Origin of the sequence: Paraburkholderia sp. GV068 (genome assembly GCF_003058125.1) — a bacterium.
Lineage (GTDB): Bacteria > Pseudomonadota > Gammaproteobacteria > Burkholderiales > Burkholderiaceae > Paraburkholderia > Paraburkholderia graminis.
Window position 1 is genome coordinate 939,904 of the sequence record NZ_QBUB01000001.1, and the last position, 17,795, is coordinate 957,698.

The 17,795-nt window shown below is 64.0% G+C and carries 12 protein-coding genes; 6 read left to right on the forward strand and 6 right to left on the reverse strand.

Annotation, left to right across the window (positions count from 1 at the left end):
• The 4 genes from C8K18_RS04245 to C8K18_RS04260 form a co-directional block, all read right to left on the reverse strand.
• Positions 1-1,443, reverse strand: coding sequence for a 3-oxoacyl-ACP reductase (locus tag C8K18_RS04245; protein WP_107706733.1), 1,443 nt, complete (start codon positions 1,441-1,443; stop codon positions 1-3).
• 116 nt (positions 1,444-1,559) lie between these two features.
• Entirely contained in the window at positions 1,560-4,058 is a 2,499-nt protein-coding gene (locus C8K18_RS04250) for an acyl-CoA dehydrogenase (RefSeq protein WP_107706734.1), read from the reverse strand.
• A 130-nt stretch (positions 4,059-4,188) separates the two neighbouring features.
• Positions 4,189-5,175, reverse strand: coding sequence for a TetR/AcrR family transcriptional regulator (locus tag C8K18_RS04255; RefSeq protein ID WP_107706735.1), 987 nt, complete (start codon positions 5,173-5,175; stop codon positions 4,189-4,191).
• Between the two features lie 389 nt (positions 5,176-5,564).
• Positions 5,565-6,812: an MFS transporter gene (locus C8K18_RS04260; RefSeq protein ID WP_053858205.1), complete on the reverse strand. Its 1,248-nt coding sequence runs from the start codon at positions 6,810-6,812 to the stop codon at positions 5,565-5,567.
• A gap of 445 nt (positions 6,813-7,257) precedes the next feature.
• Between C8K18_RS04260 and C8K18_RS04265 the strand changes: the two genes are divergently transcribed.
• On the forward strand, positions 7,258-8,451 hold the full coding sequence (locus tag C8K18_RS04265; RefSeq protein WP_044021885.1) for a hybrid sensor histidine kinase/response regulator: 1,194 nt from the start codon (positions 7,258-7,260) through the stop codon (positions 8,449-8,451).
• 33 nt (positions 8,452-8,484) lie between these two features.
• Here C8K18_RS04265 and C8K18_RS04270 read toward each other — a convergent pair whose 3' ends face one another.
• Together C8K18_RS04270 and C8K18_RS04275 are read right to left on the reverse strand one after the other, a co-directional pair.
• Positions 8,485-11,115, reverse strand: a complete 2,631-nt coding sequence (locus tag C8K18_RS04270; RefSeq protein ID WP_107706736.1) for a response regulator — start codon at positions 11,113-11,115, stop codon at positions 8,485-8,487.
• A gap of 28 nt (positions 11,116-11,143) precedes the next feature.
• Positions 11,144-12,358 (reverse strand): hypothetical protein, encoded by a 1,215-nt coding sequence (locus tag C8K18_RS04275; RefSeq protein WP_181324808.1) that lies wholly within the window; start codon positions 12,356-12,358, stop codon positions 11,144-11,146.
• 412 nt (positions 12,359-12,770) lie between these two features.
• Between C8K18_RS04275 and C8K18_RS04280 the strand changes: the two genes are divergently transcribed.
• The 5 genes from C8K18_RS04280 to C8K18_RS04300 all read left to right on the forward strand — a co-directional run bounded on the left by C8K18_RS04280 (position 12,771) and on the right by C8K18_RS04300 (position 17,751).
• Positions 12,771-13,565 (forward strand): OBAP family protein, encoded by a 795-nt coding sequence (locus tag C8K18_RS04280; RefSeq protein ID WP_107706737.1) that lies wholly within the window; start codon positions 12,771-12,773, stop codon positions 13,563-13,565.
• 203 nt (positions 13,566-13,768) lie between these two features.
• Complete coding sequence (locus C8K18_RS33610) at positions 13,769-14,098, forward strand: four-helix bundle copper-binding protein (protein WP_082367054.1); 330 nt, start codon at positions 13,769-13,771, stop codon at positions 14,096-14,098.
• A gap of 16 nt (positions 14,099-14,114) precedes the next feature.
• Positions 14,115-16,241, forward strand: coding sequence for a protein-L-isoaspartate(D-aspartate) O-methyltransferase (locus C8K18_RS04290; protein WP_107706825.1), 2,127 nt, complete (start codon positions 14,115-14,117; stop codon positions 16,239-16,241).
• A gap of 107 nt (positions 16,242-16,348) precedes the next feature.
• A complete protein-coding gene (locus C8K18_RS04295; RefSeq protein WP_258196054.1) occupies positions 16,349-16,957 on the forward strand; it encodes a cytochrome b/b6 domain-containing protein in 609 nt (202 codons plus the stop codon).
• A 2-nt stretch (positions 16,958-16,959) separates the two neighbouring features.
• Positions 16,960-17,751, forward strand: coding sequence for a molybdopterin-dependent oxidoreductase (locus C8K18_RS04300; protein WP_006051790.1), 792 nt, complete (start codon positions 16,960-16,962; stop codon positions 17,749-17,751).
• The last annotated feature ends 44 nt before the right edge of the window (positions 17,752-17,795 follow it).

The window sequence follows — 17,795 nt, forward strand, 5'->3', positions numbered from 1 at the left end:
TCACGCTCCGATCAGGCTTTGTCCGCACACGCGCACCACCTGGCCGCTGATGCCGCCCGAGCCCGGATGCGCGAGCCACGCGATGGTCTGCGCGACGTCGACCGGCTGGCCGCCCTGGGCGAGCGAATTCATGCGGCGGCCGGCCTCGCGAAGCGTGAACGGCATCTTCGCGGTCATCTGCGTTTCGATGAAGCCCGGCGCGACCGCGTTGATCGTGATGCCGCGCGCGCGCAACAGCGGCGCCATGCTTTGCACGCGGCCGATCACACCCGCTTTCGACGTCGCGTAGTTGGTCTGCCCGAGATTGCCCGCAATGCCGCTGATCGACGACACGGCGACGATGCGGCCGCCGTCGCGCAGAATGCCGGCCGCGAGCAACGCGTCGTCGATGCGCTCCTGCGCGCACAGGTTGATGTCGATCACGCTCTGCCACATAGCGGCGGTCATCTTCGCGATGGTTTTGTCCTTCGTGATGCCGGCGTTGTGCACGATGATGTCGATGCCCTGATCGTCGAGCGCGGCGGCGATCTGCGCGGGCGCTTCGGGCGCGGCGATGTCGAAGGCGAGCGCGGTGCCGTTCAACTGGCGCATGGTCGCGTCGAGCGCGTCGCGTGCCGACGGAATGTCGATGCCGATCACATGCGCGCCTTGCGCCGCGAGCACGCTTGCAATGGCCGCGCCGATGCCGCGCGCCGCGCCCGTCACCACCGCGCGCTTGTTCGCGAGCGGCGCTTGCCAATCGAAGGCCGCGGCTTTGCCGTCTTTCGTAAGCGAACGCGTGGCGCTCGAGTCGGGGCCGTCGGCGGTAATGTGCACGACCTGACCCGACACGTACGCCGAGCGCGGCGACAGAAAAAAGCGCAGCGTGGCCTCGATCCGCGCTTCAGCGCCTTCGCCGACATAGACCAGGTTCGCGGTGATGCCGCGCCGCGCTTCCTTGCCGAGCGATCGCGTGAGGCCTTCGAGCGCGCGCTGCGCGGTCCATTGCCGCGGATTCGCGCAGTCTTGCGGCGGCCGCCCGAGCACAATGATGCGCCCGCACTTGCCGAGCGAGCGCAGCGTGTCGTGGAAGAACGCATGCAGCGGCTCCATCTGGCTGCTGTCCTCGATACCGCTCGCATCGAAGATCAACGCGGCAAGACGCGTGGCCGAGCCTGCCTCCGCCGCCTGAAAACGCCCCGTCATCAGACCGTGACGATGCGCGAGCGGCATCCACAAGCCGGCGCTTTCATGCGCGACGCTCGTCACGCCGATGCTTGCGACGAGATTCGCGAGCGCATCCAGCAGATGCGGCCCGCGTCCCGCGCCGATCGCAATCAGGCCGTCGAACTCGGGGCGATCCGCGCGATAGCGGCGCAGCACCTCGGGCTTCGGCAGACCCAGCGAACGCGCAAGACGCGCGCCGAACGGCGAATTGACGAAGTTCAGGTAAGAGTCGTTCATGTTGTTGGTTGCTCCGCTGGACACGTCCGCACGTCCGTCAGTGTGCACTGAGTTTCGCGCATCGGCGTGTTTCGCAGCGAGGTTTTTTCATGGCGAGGCCCGAGCCCTGCTGCGCGTCACAGCGCGACTTCGAGCGCCGTTTCGAGTGCGTCCTTGCGTCGTTGCAGACTGGCGAGCAGGTCGAAGTCGGCGGGGAAGTCGTCGACCTTCACGACGTGTGCCGCGTAGCGCGCGTACTCGTCGAGCACGCGGCGCTCGTCGGCGTCGATCAGGCCTTGCTGCAGCGCGGCGTCGGCCCATGCGCCCAGTTGCACGACGCTCTGCGGCATCGGCTCGAGGCGGCGCGCTTTCACCGCTTCGCGAAGCTTCTGCTCGATCTGCGTGAAGCGCGGGTTCAGCTCGAACACGAGTTCGCCGTAGCCCAGCGCATCGACGTCGGGATGCGGCACGTACGAGTCGGACACCAGCCGGTTGCGCGCCGCGCCCGGCGTCTGCATCAGTTCCGCGATCGCGCTGCCGAGGCGGTCGGACGGCTCGCGATGCGGCAGGCCGAACGGGAAGGCGAGCACACGCACGAGGCCGGCGGCAAGGCGATTCGGATAATTGGCGAGCACGCCGTCGAGCGCCTGTTGCGCGCGATACAGCGAGTCCTCCACGCCCCAGCGCACGAGCGGCAGATCGTCTTCCTGACGGCCTTCGTCCTCGAAACGCTTCAGCGTTGCGGAGATCAGATAGAGCTGCGAGAGCACGTCGCCAAGACGCGCCGAAATGCGTTCGCGGCGTTTCAGATCGCCGCCGAGCACGAACATGGAGACATCCGCGAGCAGCGCGAAAACCGTGGCGATGCGCGTGGCCGCGCGATAGTACGCGTGCAGCGGCGCATGCGCGGCGCGCGGCGTGGCGATGAAGGCGCCGCCCGTGATGCCGTACACGACACTACGCACGACGTTCGACAGCGTGAAGCCGACGTGGCCGAAGAAGGCGTCGTCGAAATCGCGCAGCGCTTTGGCGCGGTCGGCTTCGCGCGTTGCGCTCATTTCCTTCAGCACGTACGGATGGCAACGAATCGCGCCCTGACCGAAGATGATCAGGCAGCGCGTGAGAATGTTCGCGCCTTCGACGGTGATCGCAATCGGCACCTGCTGATAGGCGCGTGCGAGAAAATTCGACGGCCCCATGCAAATGCCCTTGCCGGCGGTGACATCCATTGCGTCGTTGATGACCATGCGCGCGCGCTCGGTGATGTGATACTTCGCGATCGCCGAAATCACCGAAGGCTTTTCGCCGAGATCTACCGCATGCGCGGACAGGCGGCGCGCGGCGTCCATCACGTACAGATTGCCGCCCATGCGGCCGAGCGCTTCCTGCACGCCCTCGAACTTGCCGACGGCCGTGCGGAACTGGCGGCGCACGGCGGCATACGCGCCCGTGCCGCGCACGGCGAGCTTCGCCATTCCCACATTCGACGACGGCAGCGAAATCGCCCGGCCCGCCGCGAGACATTCCATCAGCATGCGCCAGCCGTTGCCCACTTGCGCGCGTCCGCCGATCACCCACTCGAGCGGAATGAAGACGTCCTTGCCGGAGTTCGGGCCATTCTGGAACACCGCGTTGAGCGGCCAGTGACGGCGCCCGATGTTCACGCCCGGATGATCGGTCGGAATCAGTGCGCACGTGATGCCGGGTTCGTCGTTCGAGCCGAGCAGACGGTCGGGATCGAGCGCGCGAAACGCGAGGCCGAGCACGGTGGCAATCGGCCCGAGCGTGATGTAGCGCTTGTCCCAGGTGACGCGAAAGCCGAGCGTCTCGCGGCCTTCGTGCATGCCTTTACACACGATGCCGACATCGGGAATCGCGGCGGCGTCCGAGCCGGCGTAGGGACTCGTCAGTGCGAAGCAGGGGATTTCATCGCCGCGCGCGAGACGCGGCAAATAGTGGTTCTTCTGCTCGTCGGTGCCGTAGTGCATCAGCAGTTCGGCGGGGCCGAGCGAATTGGGCACCATCACCGAAACGGCCGCGGCCGAGCAGCGCGTGGCGAGCTTCATGATGACCTGCGAATGCGCGTACGCGGAGAACTGCTTGCCGCCATACTGCTTCGGAATGATCATGCCGAGAAAGCCACGCTCCTTGATGAACTGCCACGCTTGCGGCGACAGGTCCTGCCACACCATCGTGGTTTCCCAGTCGTTCGCGAGGTCGCATAGCTGTTCGCATTCGTTGTCGAGAAAGGACTGCTCTTCGGCCGTCAATGTTGCTGGGCCGTAGCCTAGCAGCGTGTCCCAATGCGGACGGCCGGAGAAGAGTTCGGCGTCCCACCAGACGGTGCCGGCTTCGATCGCGTCACGCTCGGTCGGCGACATGTCCGGCAAGATCTTGCGGAACGTGTCGAGCACCGGCTTCGCGAGCCACGCGCGGCGCAGCGGCTTCACGGCGAGCACGAGGGCGGGCAGGACCAGCACGATCGCGAACAGCGTGGTCGCGGCCACGCCCGCCGCTCCGCTCACGCGCACGGCGGCGACCCACGCGACCATGAAGACCAGCCACCAGAGCGCGCGCGCCTGAACGTACACGAGCGCAAGCGCGCCGACGACCAGCAGTAGAACGAACCACGACATGACGTTTCCTCCCTGTTTCGATGATGCGCGCGAACGCATCCACGGCGCGTGGACGGTTCGCTTTTTTGATGTTGTGCGAGCAGGCTTGGCGTCGATTGGCGCTTGGCCTGCTTTTTGTCGAACGGCGTTTTTATGTCGCGCCGTGCCACACCTGCTGCAACGGACAGGCTTCTATCGCACTGCCGCGAGACTCGCCGTCGAGGCTCGCATGTGCCGGTGTATGTGCATGTGTATGTGCATGTACATGTGCTGATGCAGCCGACATGCCTGGGTTGCCTCGCGAAGCAGATGACCTCGCTGAGTCGTCAGCGTCGCGATGTGCTTCGTTCGCGGCATCGTTCGTAGCGTGTTGGCTGTTCTGCGCGGCCGTGGCGGTGCTCGCGTCGCTGTCCGCATCCGCTTCGGCATCCGTATCCGTCGCGTCGCCGAGCACCGCCGCGAACATCGCCAGTTGCGACGCGTCGGGCAGCGGCGCCTTCAGTGCGGCGACCATCAGCGATGCAAGACGGGCGATCAGTTGCAGGTCGTTCATCGACTTGCCCTGCGAGAACTCCGCGATCAGGCTCTCGGTGTCGGCGCCTGCCAGCACGCCCGACAACGCGCCGATCGCAAAGTGCAGACGCCAGCCGAGTTCCTCGCGCGGCAGATGCGGCAGCGCGCGCTGGAACGCGTCGAAAAAACGCACGGCCACCGACGCATAGTGCGCATTCAGAAAGTCGCGAATGAAGGCGGACGGGTCCGTGTAAGCGCGGCCGAGCAAGCGCAAAAATGCCTTGCCGCCGACGCGCGGATCGCGCGACAGCCGCAGCGCCGGAATGAACATCGCGCCGAGCACATGCTCGCAGGTGAGCCGTTCGCCGAGCATCTGATCGAAGCGATCGAGCAGCTTGACGCGCTCTTCGTTGAGGCGGTCGAGCCGGCGCGACAGCATCGAGTGAATCAGCGATTCCTTGCTGCCGAAGTGATAGTTGACCGCCGCGAGATTCGCTTCGGCGCGCGAAGTGATCTGCCGCAGCGACATGGCCTCGTATCCGCAATCGATGAAGAGCGTCTCAGCGGCGTCGAGAATGCGTGACTTCGTATCGCCGGCGTGCCGGCTTGTTGTGCGACCTGCCATGTTGCGTCTCCCAGTTGCCGGGCGCCCGGCCCGCAAACAGGCGATTCAAATGTCAATTTGAAACAGCCGTTTTTTTCAGGATATGAAGGATGGTGAAGCTGAGCAAGGGTTGCGTGTCGATTAACTCCTCTAGAAGACTCAAGGTTGGGCGCAACGCTTCGCGCGCGAAAAATAAAAAGGCCGTTCCGACGAATCGGAACGGCCTCGTATGAATCGGTGCTGATCGGTACTCTGTTTGGCCTGCGCTTATGCGCTAGTTCAAGCGGCACGCGCGCTATGTATGCCGTGGTGCTCTGTGCATACAGGCTGCGTGCCGTGGCGGTTCGAGCCGCCTTGTCGTCTATTGTGCCCGATAACCGCGCGGCGAAACAGTTGTTTGGTTCGAACGCTTAAAGCTGTCCTCCAACGGGGCGGCCTTGCACGTGTTCGCCGACATGCGCGGCCGACTGCGTCATGTCGATGCCGCGGCGCTCGCGGCTAAACGGAATCAGCGCGCAGATCACGAGCGCGACGACGCCGATCACGACGGCCATCACGAGTGCATAGTTGTTGCCGTGGGCTTCGGCGGCGCTCGCCTGCAGCGGTCCGTTCACGGACGCAATCAGATTGCCGAGCTGATACACGAGACCAGGGAAGGTCGCGCGGATTTCATCGGGCGAGATCTCGTTCAGATGAACCGGTATCACGCCCCATGCGCCTTGCACGGAGATCTGCATCAGGAACGCGCCCACCGCGAGCAGCACCGGCGTGCTCGAAAAAGCCCACAGCGGCAGCACCGGCAGAGCGATCAGCGCGGCGATAAAGATTGCGCGCTTGCGTCCGATCTTCTCCGACAACATGCCGAAAAAGAGCCCGCCGCAAATCGCGCCGATGTTCAGCGTGATCGTGATGAGCGACACCGTGTGCGCGTCGAACTGATGCTGCACGCGCAAGAAAGTGGGGTACAGGTCCTGCGATCCGTGAGAGAAGAAGTTGAACGCGGTCATCAGCACGATCGCGTACAGCGACAGCTTCACGTTCTTTTTCAACGTGGCGACGAGGCCGGGCCGTGCCTGCTTTTCGAGTGTCTTGAACGCGGGCGATTCCGGCACGTGCGCGCGAATGTACAGCACCAGCAGCGCGGGCAACACGCCGACGAAGAACATGCCGCGCCAGCCGATATACGGAAAGAAGAGGCCGAACACCACCGACGCGAGCAGGTAGCCGCTCGGATAGCCCGCTTGCAGCAAACCGGAGACGATGCCGCGCGACTTCGGGGGCACGGTCTCCATCGTCAAGGCGCCGCCCACGCCCCATTCGCCGCCCATCGCAATACCGAACAGCGCGCGCAGCACCAGCAGCGTGGCGAGGTTAGGGGAGAAACCGGATAGCAATTCGAGCAGCGAGAAGCACGCGATGTTGACCATCAGCGTGGGCCGGCGGCCGTAGCGGTCGGCGAGCCAGCCGAAAATGAGCGCGCCGACCGGCCGCATCATCAGCGTCAGCATAATGCCGAACGCGACATCGGGGATTTTCGTATTGAATTCCGCTGCAATATCTTTCAATACGAAAACCATCAGAAAGAAATCGAATGCGTCGAGTGTCCAGCCGAGATAGGCGGCGATCGTGACGTTTCTCTGCTCGCGTGTCCAGCTCATGGATTGTTCTCCTGGTCTCCATTCCGTTTTCGGTAAGCCGCGCGCGATGCCGATGACCGACACGCCCGTGGCATGGTCTTCGAGCGCGAGTGTACGCCGACCTTTAAGCGTCTGCAGGAATCCGCGCAGCGTTATCGGTGTTAATCCTGGAGCAATTATCGTGCTGAATGCGCAATTGAAGCCGAGTGTCGGTTTAATGTAATTATTGTATCGGGCTTGTTTGCGAAAGTGCATGCGATATGTAATGGAATGAATCGCGGAATGAATTGCGGAATGGATTGCCGATCAATTGCCCGATCAATTGCAAACGCGGCCTCATCCGGTCGCAATGACTTCGCCGTTTTGCGTAGCCCCGCAAGCTTTTCCGATGCGCCCGCGCCGCAACGGTAGAATGCAATCGACCGCCGACTGTCGGCATCCACGAATGGATGTGCCCGAAAACGCAATGAGCGATTCAACACAAACGACAAATCAGACGGCAACGCCCGCGCCGCTCCAAACACCGTTCTCCGTCCTGTTCGTCGACGACGATGAGATGTCGCGCAACCACTTCGCCCGCGCCGTCCGCGACGATTACCGCGTGCATCTCGCGCGCGACGCCGACGAAGCGATGGCGCTGCTGCACGATCTGGGTCCCGAGATTGCCGTGCTCGTCACCGACTTTCGCATGCCGGGCCGCGACGGCGGCCATCTGCTGCGCGAAGTCGGAGAAACGTATCCGCAGATCGTGCGCATCCTCGTGACCGCGTATGCCGACAAGGACATGCTGCTGCAAACCTTCAATACCGGCGACCTGTTCCGCATCCTCGAAAAGCCGCTTCGCGTGGAGTCCGTGCGCGAGGTGCTGCGGCAGGCGGTGACGCGGTACGCCGAGCGCGAAACGCGTCAGCAGCGGCTGCTCGCGATGGACGAGACGCTTGCGTTCCTCGCTCACGAACTGAACACGCCGCTCGCCGCGATCTCGCTCTTTGCGCGCTCGGTGGAGAACGACGTCGCGCAGGACTACGATCCCGAGCGTCAGCGCGAGATCGGTCTCGCGGCCACGTCCATGCTCAACAACGCGCAGTATTGCCTGACGCTGATCTCGTCGTTCTGGGCGACGGTGCACAAGAGCGGCGGCCCGCAGCCGGCGTCGGGCAGCGCGGCGCGCGAGGTGAAGGCGACGCGCCTCATCGCCACCTTGCTCGACTCGTATCCGTTTGCGGGCGCACAGCGCGAATGGGTCGCCGTCGACGCGCGCGGCGATTTTGTCATTCACGCGATGCCCAATTGCGTCGCGCTGGTTCTCTCGTCGCTGATCTCGAATGCGTTGCGCGCGCTCGACGGTTGCCCCGCGCCTTCGTTGCGTGTCGAAGTGGTAAGCGAACCGGAGCCGGAAATTCGTCTGCACGACAATGGTCCGGGCATCGAACCGGAGGTCAAGGCGCGCTTGCTGCTCGATCCGGTGACGACGCACGCCGGCCGCGGCGGTCACGGCATGGGCATGATCTTTTGCAACCGCATCATGCAATCGTTCGGCGGCGGGCTGCGGATCGAATCGGCGGTCGGCGAGGGCACGACCGTGACGATGCGCTTTCCGGGCATCAGAGGCCGGGTGCAGAGTGGCGTCGGCGAAGCGCGCGACAGCGGCGCGATCTGACTCGATAGTTTGACGCGGACGCCTTAGTCTTAGTTAATGCTCGCGCATCGCGATGCCGTTCGCGCTTGCCGACGCGGGATCGCCTGACGATTCGGGCGGGCCAGGCCTTACTGTCACCGACTCGAGATACCGACGCAGCGCCTCGGTCGAGCGCTCGCCGAGTTCGCCGATCCGTTCCAGCCAGTCGGGTTCCGCGGGCCATGCGCCTTCGAGCGTGCGTGGATAAATTTGCCGCGTGTACTGCTGCAACGCCTTCGCGCCGATGTTGCCGCTCGCGCCGAGCAGCAGATGCAGCGCGCCATGCGTGGCGTCCAGGTCGCGGTCCGCGGCGTGCGCACGAAGCTGCGAAATCAGCGTGCGAATCTGCTCGATACCGCTTGAAAACGTCTCGTCGATGAGGCCGAGCGCGGCCAGCTCGCGCAGATGGTTCGTGTCGAGGAGATCGTTCTCGAGGATTGCGTTTTGCGTGTTGCCGGAGTCGAGCAGCGTCGGCAAGCGCCGCAGCTCGACCGCAGCGCCGGCACCGTTGCCACTTTTGCCACTCTTGCCGCCACCACCGCCACCACCACGCTGTTGCGCAAACTGCCTCGTCAGACACGCGTACAACGACCCGCCTTGCACCGGCTTGACCATGACCTCGTTCATCCCCACGCTCATGCACGCCTGCACCGAGCCAATATCCGACTGGCTCGTGAGCGCGATGATCGGCACGCTCGCGTGCGCGTCGGTGCGTGCGCGAATGGCCGCGGCCGTCTCGAGCCCGCCCATGCCCGGCATGTTCATGTCCACCACGATCGCGTCGATGACGGGCTCCTCATCGAGCCGTTCCAGCACCGCCTGTCCATGCTCCGCTTCGACGACGCTCGCGCCGAAGCGCTCCAGATACGCCTTGGCGACGAGCCGGCTGTAGGTGTCGTCGTCGGCGACGAGAATCGACTTGCCGGAGAAGTCGTCGAAGCGCTGGTTCAGATGGCGCCGGTTGCCGTTCTCGAACAGCGCCTGCAGCGACGTGAACAGTTCCATCACGCTGCACGACTTGCTGATCATGTCGTCCATGCCGGCACGGCGCGCCAGCACTCGCGCGATGTTGCCCGGCTCCGACGTGTACGCGGCAACCAGCACGTTCCAGTTCGGATGATCGCGGTCCGCGCGCAACTGTTCGGTGGCGGTGTAGCCGTCGAGCACCGGCATGTTGACGTCCATCAGCACGAGGTCGTAAGCCGTCGCTTCGCGCAGCATCGTCAACGCGGTATGGCCGTTGTCGGCCTCGCTCACCTGCATGCCGACCTTCGATAACGTGCGTCGCGTGCGCATGCGCTGAGCGGCGTCGTCGTCGACGAGAAGAACGTGCTTGCCGTCGAGCACCGTCGTTGCGCGCGCAACGACAGCGCGCTCGTGCGCGGCGACCTCGCTTTCGGTGACGGGCGGGAACTGCAGCGTGAATTGCGTGAACTTGCCGGGCTCCGACTTGCACGCGATGCTGCCGCCGAACGCACGCATCGCGCGCTGGCAGTACGCGAGCCCGAGGCCAGTGCCGGCCGAATTGCCGGCGGTGCGAAACGGCTCGAACAGATGCGGCAGGATTTCCGGCGCGACGCCGCTGCCGGTGTCGTGCACCGTGACCGTATGCCGGTCCACCGTCAGCGTGAGCGTGGCCGAAGCAAGCGGCGCAATGTGATGCAGCGCGTTCTTGATCAGATTGAAAAGCGTGAACAGGTAGACGGTTTCGTCGACCTTGAACATGAAATCCTCGAGCACGACGAGGCGAACCTTGCCGCGCTCCTTTTTATCCGCGAAGCCGTATTCGTCGAGCGCCTTGCGCGTGGTGGCCGCCGCGCTCAGGTAAGTGAGCGAGTCGGAGCGGATCTGTTTCGCGCTGACTTCGTCGAGCGTCATCGCAATCACGCGCAGGCCGCGCTCGATCGACAACTGCCCATGCGCGATATGCCGGTACAGCAGGCCCGCGCCTGCACCGGACAGAGCGGGCCCGCGGCCGGTTTCGGTGAGCGCGGGCAGCGTTTCTTCGACGCGATCCAGAACGTGCTTCAACTGGCTGAGCGGGTTGCGCATTTCATGCGCGATCGACCCGGCGAGCGCCTGCAGCGCGCGATTTTTCTCGACAAAGATGCGTCCCTTGCTGATCGCATGAGCGAAGGCCATGCTGCACAGCACGACGACCGGCAGCACCGCGAGATCCGATTGATTCGCCGTACTGAGCACGATAGGAGCGGGCGAACTGGCCACCGCGGCCCATGCGCCCGACAGCATGCCGATGCCGATGCAGCCCATCAGCAGGAAAGGGTTGTCGATGCACAGCGCCATGATGAAGATCATCATGACCTCCGTCATCATCCACATGGTGGAGAACGAATTCCGGATAGCCAGGAACGTGCAAACGAACGGCAGCACGTAGATCAGGCAGATGTGCCAGTAGATCAGCAGGTACTGGTTGAAGCGCTTCGGCCAGCGCGCCTGGAAGATCAACGGAATGCAGAGCAACGCGGCGCTCAGACGCAGCGCCAGGTTGTCGTACGGCTGCGGCAGGATGTAAGTCCAGACCAGGTAATAGATGGGGTGGCACACGAGGCCGAGTACGCCTCCCCATCGAATTGCAAACCGGCTTCGTTCAAGCACGTCCTGCATGCTTTCGCGCGGTATGATCATCTGGCCTCCAGAGACATTGACGACCCGGTCAAGTCATATTTGCAGTCACGCCCAGATCGAGGTTGATCGCCGAGCCGTCTTTGCCGTGAAAAGGTCCGACCGAGAATCCGTACTTTTTCAGCAGGCCATGAGTATAGGAGACGGACCACACAGGCGGACTGCCGATGATGAAGTCCGAAGCAATCCCTTCCTGCCAGGCGGCATAGCCCTCGGCGAAACAGGTATAGCAGTCGCGCGTGGTGGGCAGTCGGAACGGGAACCTCGAATCGAGACCGGCGGGGCCGCGCGCGAAGCATTCAATATATAGCGTATGTCCGCGCGACGCGAGTTCCGCTTCCACGCTTGCCGCGCGCGGATGCGAGTCGTCGATCCAGAAGCGCGCGCGCTTCAGATCGGCGGCGGTGAGATACGGCACGCTGGTGCTGCTCGCGAGGATCGCGCCGTCGAACTGCGGCAACGGCGTGTCGGGGCTGAAGGTGTGGACCGATACCTTCGTGCGCCCGAGCAGGTCGGCCGCCATCAGTTCGCGCGCCTGGTCCGCCAGCAGATTGACCTTGTCGGGCAGGTCGATCAGCACCAGTTCCGTCGGTGTTTCCTTGTACAGCAGATATTTCGCCACCGTGGTGCCGAGCCGTCCGGCCGCGCCGAAGAGCGCGAGCTTGGTCTTGCCGAACTCGAGGTCGAGTTCGTTGCAGCAGTGAATCGCCCAGTCCTTCAGCATGGCCGCAGTCGCTGCATGGCCCGTGGTGATGTGGGGCGGCTTCGTCTGCCGCGGCAGCGCCCCATAGTTGCAGGCATAAGGCGTCGAGGCGCCCATTGCCACCATGTTCAAGCCGGCCTGCCTCGCCAGTTCCAGCGCGGGGAAGAATTGCGTTTCGCGAAACCGCTTGATGCCGCGTGGACTGCCGAGCCAAAGCTCGAGCGGCACCGGGCAGGCAATGTTCGCGCCGATCATCTGCGAGCCCGAATAGATCGGCGACGCGATAAAAGGCTTGGTGCGCCAAAGCTCTTCTTCGAATGACTCGCTTCGGGTTTTGACATTGTGAAAGGAGAAAGCAAGCGTATCCCAGTCTGTAGCGTGAAAGAGAAAGCCGACACCGCCCTGGCCCGCCGGCAGATTGTCGCGAATCTGCTCGGGGTGGATCGTGTGCTTGAGTGTCAGCGGCGCACCGGATAGATGCAGCCTCGAGGTGCCGTGCCCGTGTTGGCCGGTCGATCGATCTTTGTAAAGAGACGTTCCCATTTGTTTTTCCCTGGTTTCCTCTGGATGACCCGCGCTGCGTGTTAGCGCGGCTTCGCCAGCCGCCATTGGCCGGCGATCCATCAACTCTAGAGAAATCCAATAGTTTTTGTCCGTGTGTTCGTGCGCATCGCCCGCCGTTGGGGGGATTGGGCGGCTTGGACCGCGCCGGCTTGGCGGGATTTGCGGCTCGGGCGGGCGGTCGGCTGACGGCCGGCTTGCTGCGAATCGCGCGCGGCTGGGCATAGGCGATGCTGGCTTTGATCAGGCTGGGCCTGAGCCTGAGCCTTCGACGGCGCCGCCGCCAGGCAACCCGCCGTGCGGACGCGTCAGCGCCGCCTCGCCTTGAAACCGAACCGCCGCGCGAAGCCGGACTGCCACGCGCCGGCCGCGCCCATCCGTGGAGGAAACCCGTATGAACCGACCTGCCGCGTGCGGCTGCCGCCGCGCTTTCACGTCGTCGATACTCAAAAGCGTGCTGCTGCTGCCGTTCGCGAGCCTCTTCGTGCCCGAGGCGCGGGCGCAGCACAATCTCGGCGTGCCGCCGCCGGGGTCGCAAAAGAGCGCAAAGAGCAAGGCGCTCGACGCGGGCGCCGACGTCTTGCAGAACCGCAAGCCGATCGACGCGATGAGCGCCTACCTGAACGGCTTTCATTTTTACGCGGACGACATGGGCCGCCAGGTCGAGGCGCATCACTTCTGCACGCATGTGACCGAGGATTTTCACCAGTGCGTGATCTTCGATTCCAACGAGAGCAACGCGAAGCTGATCGGCATCGAGTACATCGTCAGCGAGCGCATTTTCAAATCGCTGCCCGACGACGAAAAGAAGCTCTGGCACAGCCATCATTACGAGGTGAAGTCGGGCGAACTCGTCGCGCCGCGCATTCCCGAACTCGCCGAACATGCGCTGATGCAGGACCTCGTGACGACCTACGGCAAGACCTGGCACACATGGCAGATCGACCGCGACGCGAGCCTGCCGCTCGGCATCCCGCAACTGATGATGGGCTTCACACGCGACGGGCAGATCAATCCGCCGATGCTCGACGCGCGCGACACGCGGTTTCGCACGTCGACCGTCGAAGAGAGACGCAAGCGCGCCGACATCGCCGAGCCGCAAGTCGTGAAGGGCGCGAACGCGTGGGAAAGCGGCAAGACCGTGCAACTGACGTTGGCCGAAGTTGACGTGAGAAATCTGCGGCGCTGACACGCATCGGCACGCGAGGTTTGCCTAATACCCGCGCCTGCGAATCGCGAGCGCATTGGCACCGAAACACTGCGGCGCGACGCTGCTGCCCAAGCAGAAAAACCGCAGCCGGAATGCGCTTTGCTGCTCATCATGCAGGACGCGCGACGCGAGAGCGCGTTGCGTCGTCGATTGAAAATTCGACTCGTCAGATGGAGGTCACCATGACGCACGAACAGTTTCAGTCCTGTATTTCAGCCTGCGATGCGTGCGCGCTCGCCTGCGGCCACTGCGCCGGCTCTTGCCTCGCGGAAGAGGGCGTGGCCGACATGACCCGATGCATCGAACTCGACATCGATTGCGCGGCGGCTTGCCACTTCGCATCGGCTGCGATGGCGCGCGGCAGCAGCGAGGCAGCCACGATCTGCCGCATGTGTGCCGACATTTGCGACGCCTGCGCAGCGGAATGCGAAAAGCACGAAGCGCAGCACTGCAAGGATTGTGCTGCGTCGTGCCGCGCGTGCGCGAAAGCGTGCCGCGCAATGGCATCGTGATGCGTGAAGGCCCATGATGGACGAATCGACAGTCAATGAAGAGGCGTTCGACGAAGCGCGGCAGCAGATGGTCGAAAGCCAGATCGCCGCGCGCGGCGTGCGCGATGCGCGCGTGCTCGACGCGATGCGCGAGGTGCCGCGGCATCTGTTCGTGCCGCCGGAGCTTGCCGAGTTTGCCTACAGCGACACGCCGTTGCCGCTGGACGATGGCCAGACCATCTCGCAGCCGGTGATCGTCGCGCGCATGCTGGAGGCGGCTCAGTTGTCGCCTGGCGATCGCGTGCTCGATGTCGGCACCGGTTCGGGGTATGCGGCGGCCGTCGCGTCGCGGATCGTGGCCCACGTGGACAGCATCGAACGGCATGCGTCGCTCGCCGACAGCGCGCGGCAAGCGCTGCACGAGCACGCTTTCGACAATGTCGTCGTGCATCACGCGGACGGCACGCGCGGCTGGCCCGCCGCGGCGCCGTTCGATGCGATCATCGCGGCTGCCGGCGGCCCCGATGTGCCGCAGGCGTGGCGCGAGCAACTGGCGATCGGCGGCAGGCTCGTGATGCCCGTGGGGGCGTCGACGGAGACGCAGCGGCTTATCAAGGTCACGCGCCGCAGCGACACGGAGTTCGACGAAGAGGACATCTGCGGCGTGCATTTCGTGCCGCTGATCGGCGAGCAGGGCTGGCCGGAGGAAGACGGCGTTGCGGCGGCGGGTGCTGAGCAGTCGAGTGAAGCGGGTGGTGGCGTTTCGGTGGATGAGCCGCAGGGGCAAGAACGAGGGCCAACCCGAGGGCGAACGCAAAGACCAACGCAAAGACCAACGCCTAAGCAAGCGCGAACCCAGCGCCAACCCCATTCGCTCGCCGGCCTGATCGCAGCGAGCGCGCGTCCGCTGCCTGAGCCCGAAGACGAAACCTTCGCCGACGCGTTCGATCATCTGCGCACGAAGCGAGTGGTGCTGCTCGGCGAATGCAGTCACGGCACGTCGGAGTTTTACCGGGCGCGTGCGGCGATTACGCGGCGGCTCGTCGAGCGGCATGGCTTCATGATCGTCGCAGTGGAAGCGGACTGGCCCGATGCCGCGGTCATCGACAGTTACGCACGCGCGCGCGAGCCGCGCAACGGCGAGCCGCCGTTCCAGCGCTTCCCGGTATGGATGTGGCGCAACGAAGAGTTCGCGGCGTTCGTCCGCTGGTTGCGCGCGCATAACGAACAGCAGAGCGACGGGCGGCGCTGTGGTTTTTATGGGCTCGACATGTATAGCCTGTCGGCGTCGATTGCCGCCGTGCTCGATTATCTCGATCGCACCGATCCCGAGGCAGCCAGGATCGCACGCGAGCGCTACGGCTGCCTCACGCCGTGGCAGAAGGACCCGCAAGTGTACGGACGCGCGGCGTTTTCGGCGGGCTTCAGGACTTGCGAGAATGCGGTGATCCAGCAGTTGCAGGACCTGTTGCGCAAACGGCTCGACGAGGCCAACGTCGACGGCGAGCACTGGTTCGATGCGACGCAGAATGCGCGGCTCGTGGCATCGGCGGAACGTTATTACCGGACCATGTACCGCAGCTCCGCCGCAAGCTGGAACCTGCGCGACACGCACATGTTCGAGACGCTCGAAAGCCTGCTCGACTCGCAAGGCCCCGACAGCCGCGCGGTGGTGTGGGCGCATAACTCGCACATCGGCAACGCGGCCGCGACCGAAATGGGCCGCGTGCGCAACGAGCTGAACGTGGGGCAGCTATGCCGCGAACGTTTCGGTGACGCCGCGGCATTGATCGGATTCGGCACGCATGCTGGCGACGTCGCCGCCGCGTCCGACTGGGACGGACCGATGGAAATCAAGGCGGTGCGGCCTTCACGCGAGGACAGTTACGAGTATCAGTTTCATGCGTCCGGCGAGCCGCGCTGCGTCGTGGACCTGTCGAACGGCGCGGACGCGCTGCTGCGCGCGCGCTTGAGCGAGGCGCGGCTCGAACGCTTTATCGGCGTGATTTACCGGCCCGAGACCGAACTGCATAGCCACTATGCGGAAGCCGTGTTGCCCGAGCAATTCGATGCCTATGTCTGGTTCGACACGACGCGCGCCGTCGAGCCGCTGGCCACGCGCGCGACCGAACGCGCGCCGGACCTGTATCCGTTTGGCGTATGAAGGGTGGAGCCGAAATAAATTTATCGTGCGATGGAATAGCTGCCCACACGCGCTGTTAACGCCCATGACAGTGCCGATTTTTTGCAGCTATCCACCACGAGGCCGCCTTGAATTACGCCAGAATTCGTCATGCCACGATTCAACCCGCATGGGTTCGGATCTCACACTGGGTCAACGCGCTCGCCGTCACGCTGATGGTGATGAGCGGTTGGCGGATCTATAACGCTTCGCCGATCTTCGCGGGTGTGCGGTTTCCTGCCGCCATCACGCTGGGCGGCTGGCTCGGCGGCGCGCTGCAATGGCATTTCGCGATTATGTGGATGCTGGTCGCGAATTTCGCCGTGTACGTCGCGCTCAATGTTGCTTCGGGCCGTTTGCAGCGCAAGCTGTTGCCGCTCAGCATGCGCTCGCTGATGAGCGATCTCGCCGCCGCGCTGCGCGGCAAGCTCGGGCACGACGACCTCGCGCATTACAACGCGGTGCAGAAGTTCGCGTACCTCGTGGTGATCGTCGATATTGTGCTCGTTATCCTGTCGGGGCTCGCGATCTGGAAGTCCGTGCAGTTCCCGCTGCTGCGCACGCTGATGGGCGGATACGACAACGCGCGGGTCGTGCATTTCGTCGGGATGAGCGTGCTGGTGGCGTTCTTCGTCGTGCATGTGGCGATGGTCGCGCTGGTGCCGCGCTCGCTTCTCATAATGATTCGGGGGCGCTGATCATGACGCTTCGAAACAAGTCAGGAAGGCTAAGCGAATTTGCTTCGTCGCATGCCGAGAGCATCATCAAGGATGCGCGCAACGAGCTCAAGAATCCCGCACGCCGCCTGCTCGGCAAGCGCATTCTCACGCTCGGCGGAATCGCGATGCTGTCGGGCTGCGATCTGTCGAACGACAAGTCCGTGAACAGCATGTTGCGCAAGATGTCGTCCTTCAACGACGACGTGCAGGCGCTGCTCTTCAGTCCGACTACGCTCGCGCCGACCTATCCGGAGTCGATGATCACGCGGCCGTTTCCGTTCAACGCGTTCTACGATATCGACGACGTACCCGAGGTCGACGCCGCGAGCTATCGGCTGCAAGTGAGCGGCCTTGCCAACGGCAAGCGCGTGTGGACACTCGACGAACTGCGCGCGTTGCCGCAGGAAAGCCAGATCACGCGCCATATCTGCATTGAAGGCTGGAGTGCGATTGGCCGTTGGGACGGCGTGCGCTTTGCATCGTTCCTCAAGCAAGCGGGCGCCGATCTGACCGCGAAATATGTGTCGTTTCATTGCGCGGACAACTACTGGACCAGCATCGACATGCCGACGGCGCTGCATCCGCAGACGCAACTCACGCTCGGTTACGACGGCGAGACGCTGCCGCCGAAATATGGTTTCCCGATGAAGCTGCGCATGCCGACCAAGCTCGGCTACAAGAATCCGAAGCATATCGTCGCGATCAGCGTGACGAACGACTATCCCGGCGGCTACTGGGAGAACCAGGGCTATAACTGGTTCGGCGGTTCGTGATTTGCAGCGGGCCGTTCAGGGTGTTGCAGTTTCGGTTTGCATTG

Coding starts and splice junctions, on each gene's coding strand:
- C8K18_RS04245 (WP_107706733.1), bottom strand. CDS start 1,443: ATGAACGACTCTTACCTGAACTTCGTCAATTCGCCGTTCGGCGCGCGT.
- C8K18_RS04250 (WP_107706734.1), bottom strand. CDS start 4,058: ATGTCGTGGTTCGTTCTACTGCTGGTCGTCGGCGCGCTTGCGCTCGTG.
- C8K18_RS04255 (WP_107706735.1), bottom strand. CDS start 5,175: ATGGCAGGTCGCACAACAAGCCGGCACGCCGGCGATACGAAGTCACGC.
- C8K18_RS04260 (WP_053858205.1), bottom strand. CDS start 6,812: ATGAGCTGGACACGCGAGCAGAGAAACGTCACGATCGCCGCCTATCTC.
- C8K18_RS04265 (WP_044021885.1), top strand. CDS start 7,258: ATGAGCGATTCAACACAAACGACAAATCAGACGGCAACGCCCGCGCCG.
- C8K18_RS04270 (WP_107706736.1), bottom strand. CDS start 11,115: ATGATCATACCGCGCGAAAGCATGCAGGACGTGCTTGAACGAAGCCGG.
- C8K18_RS04275 (WP_181324808.1), bottom strand. CDS start 12,358: ATGGGAACGTCTCTTTACAAAGATCGATCGACCGGCCAACACGGGCAC.
- C8K18_RS04280 (WP_107706737.1), top strand. CDS start 12,771: ATGAACCGACCTGCCGCGTGCGGCTGCCGCCGCGCTTTCACGTCGTCG.
- C8K18_RS33610 (WP_082367054.1), top strand. CDS start 13,769: ATGACGCACGAACAGTTTCAGTCCTGTATTTCAGCCTGCGATGCGTGC.
- C8K18_RS04290 (WP_107706825.1), top strand. CDS start 14,115: ATGGACGAATCGACAGTCAATGAAGAGGCGTTCGACGAAGCGCGGCAG.
- C8K18_RS04300 (WP_006051790.1), top strand. CDS start 16,960: ATGACGCTTCGAAACAAGTCAGGAAGGCTAAGCGAATTTGCTTCGTCG.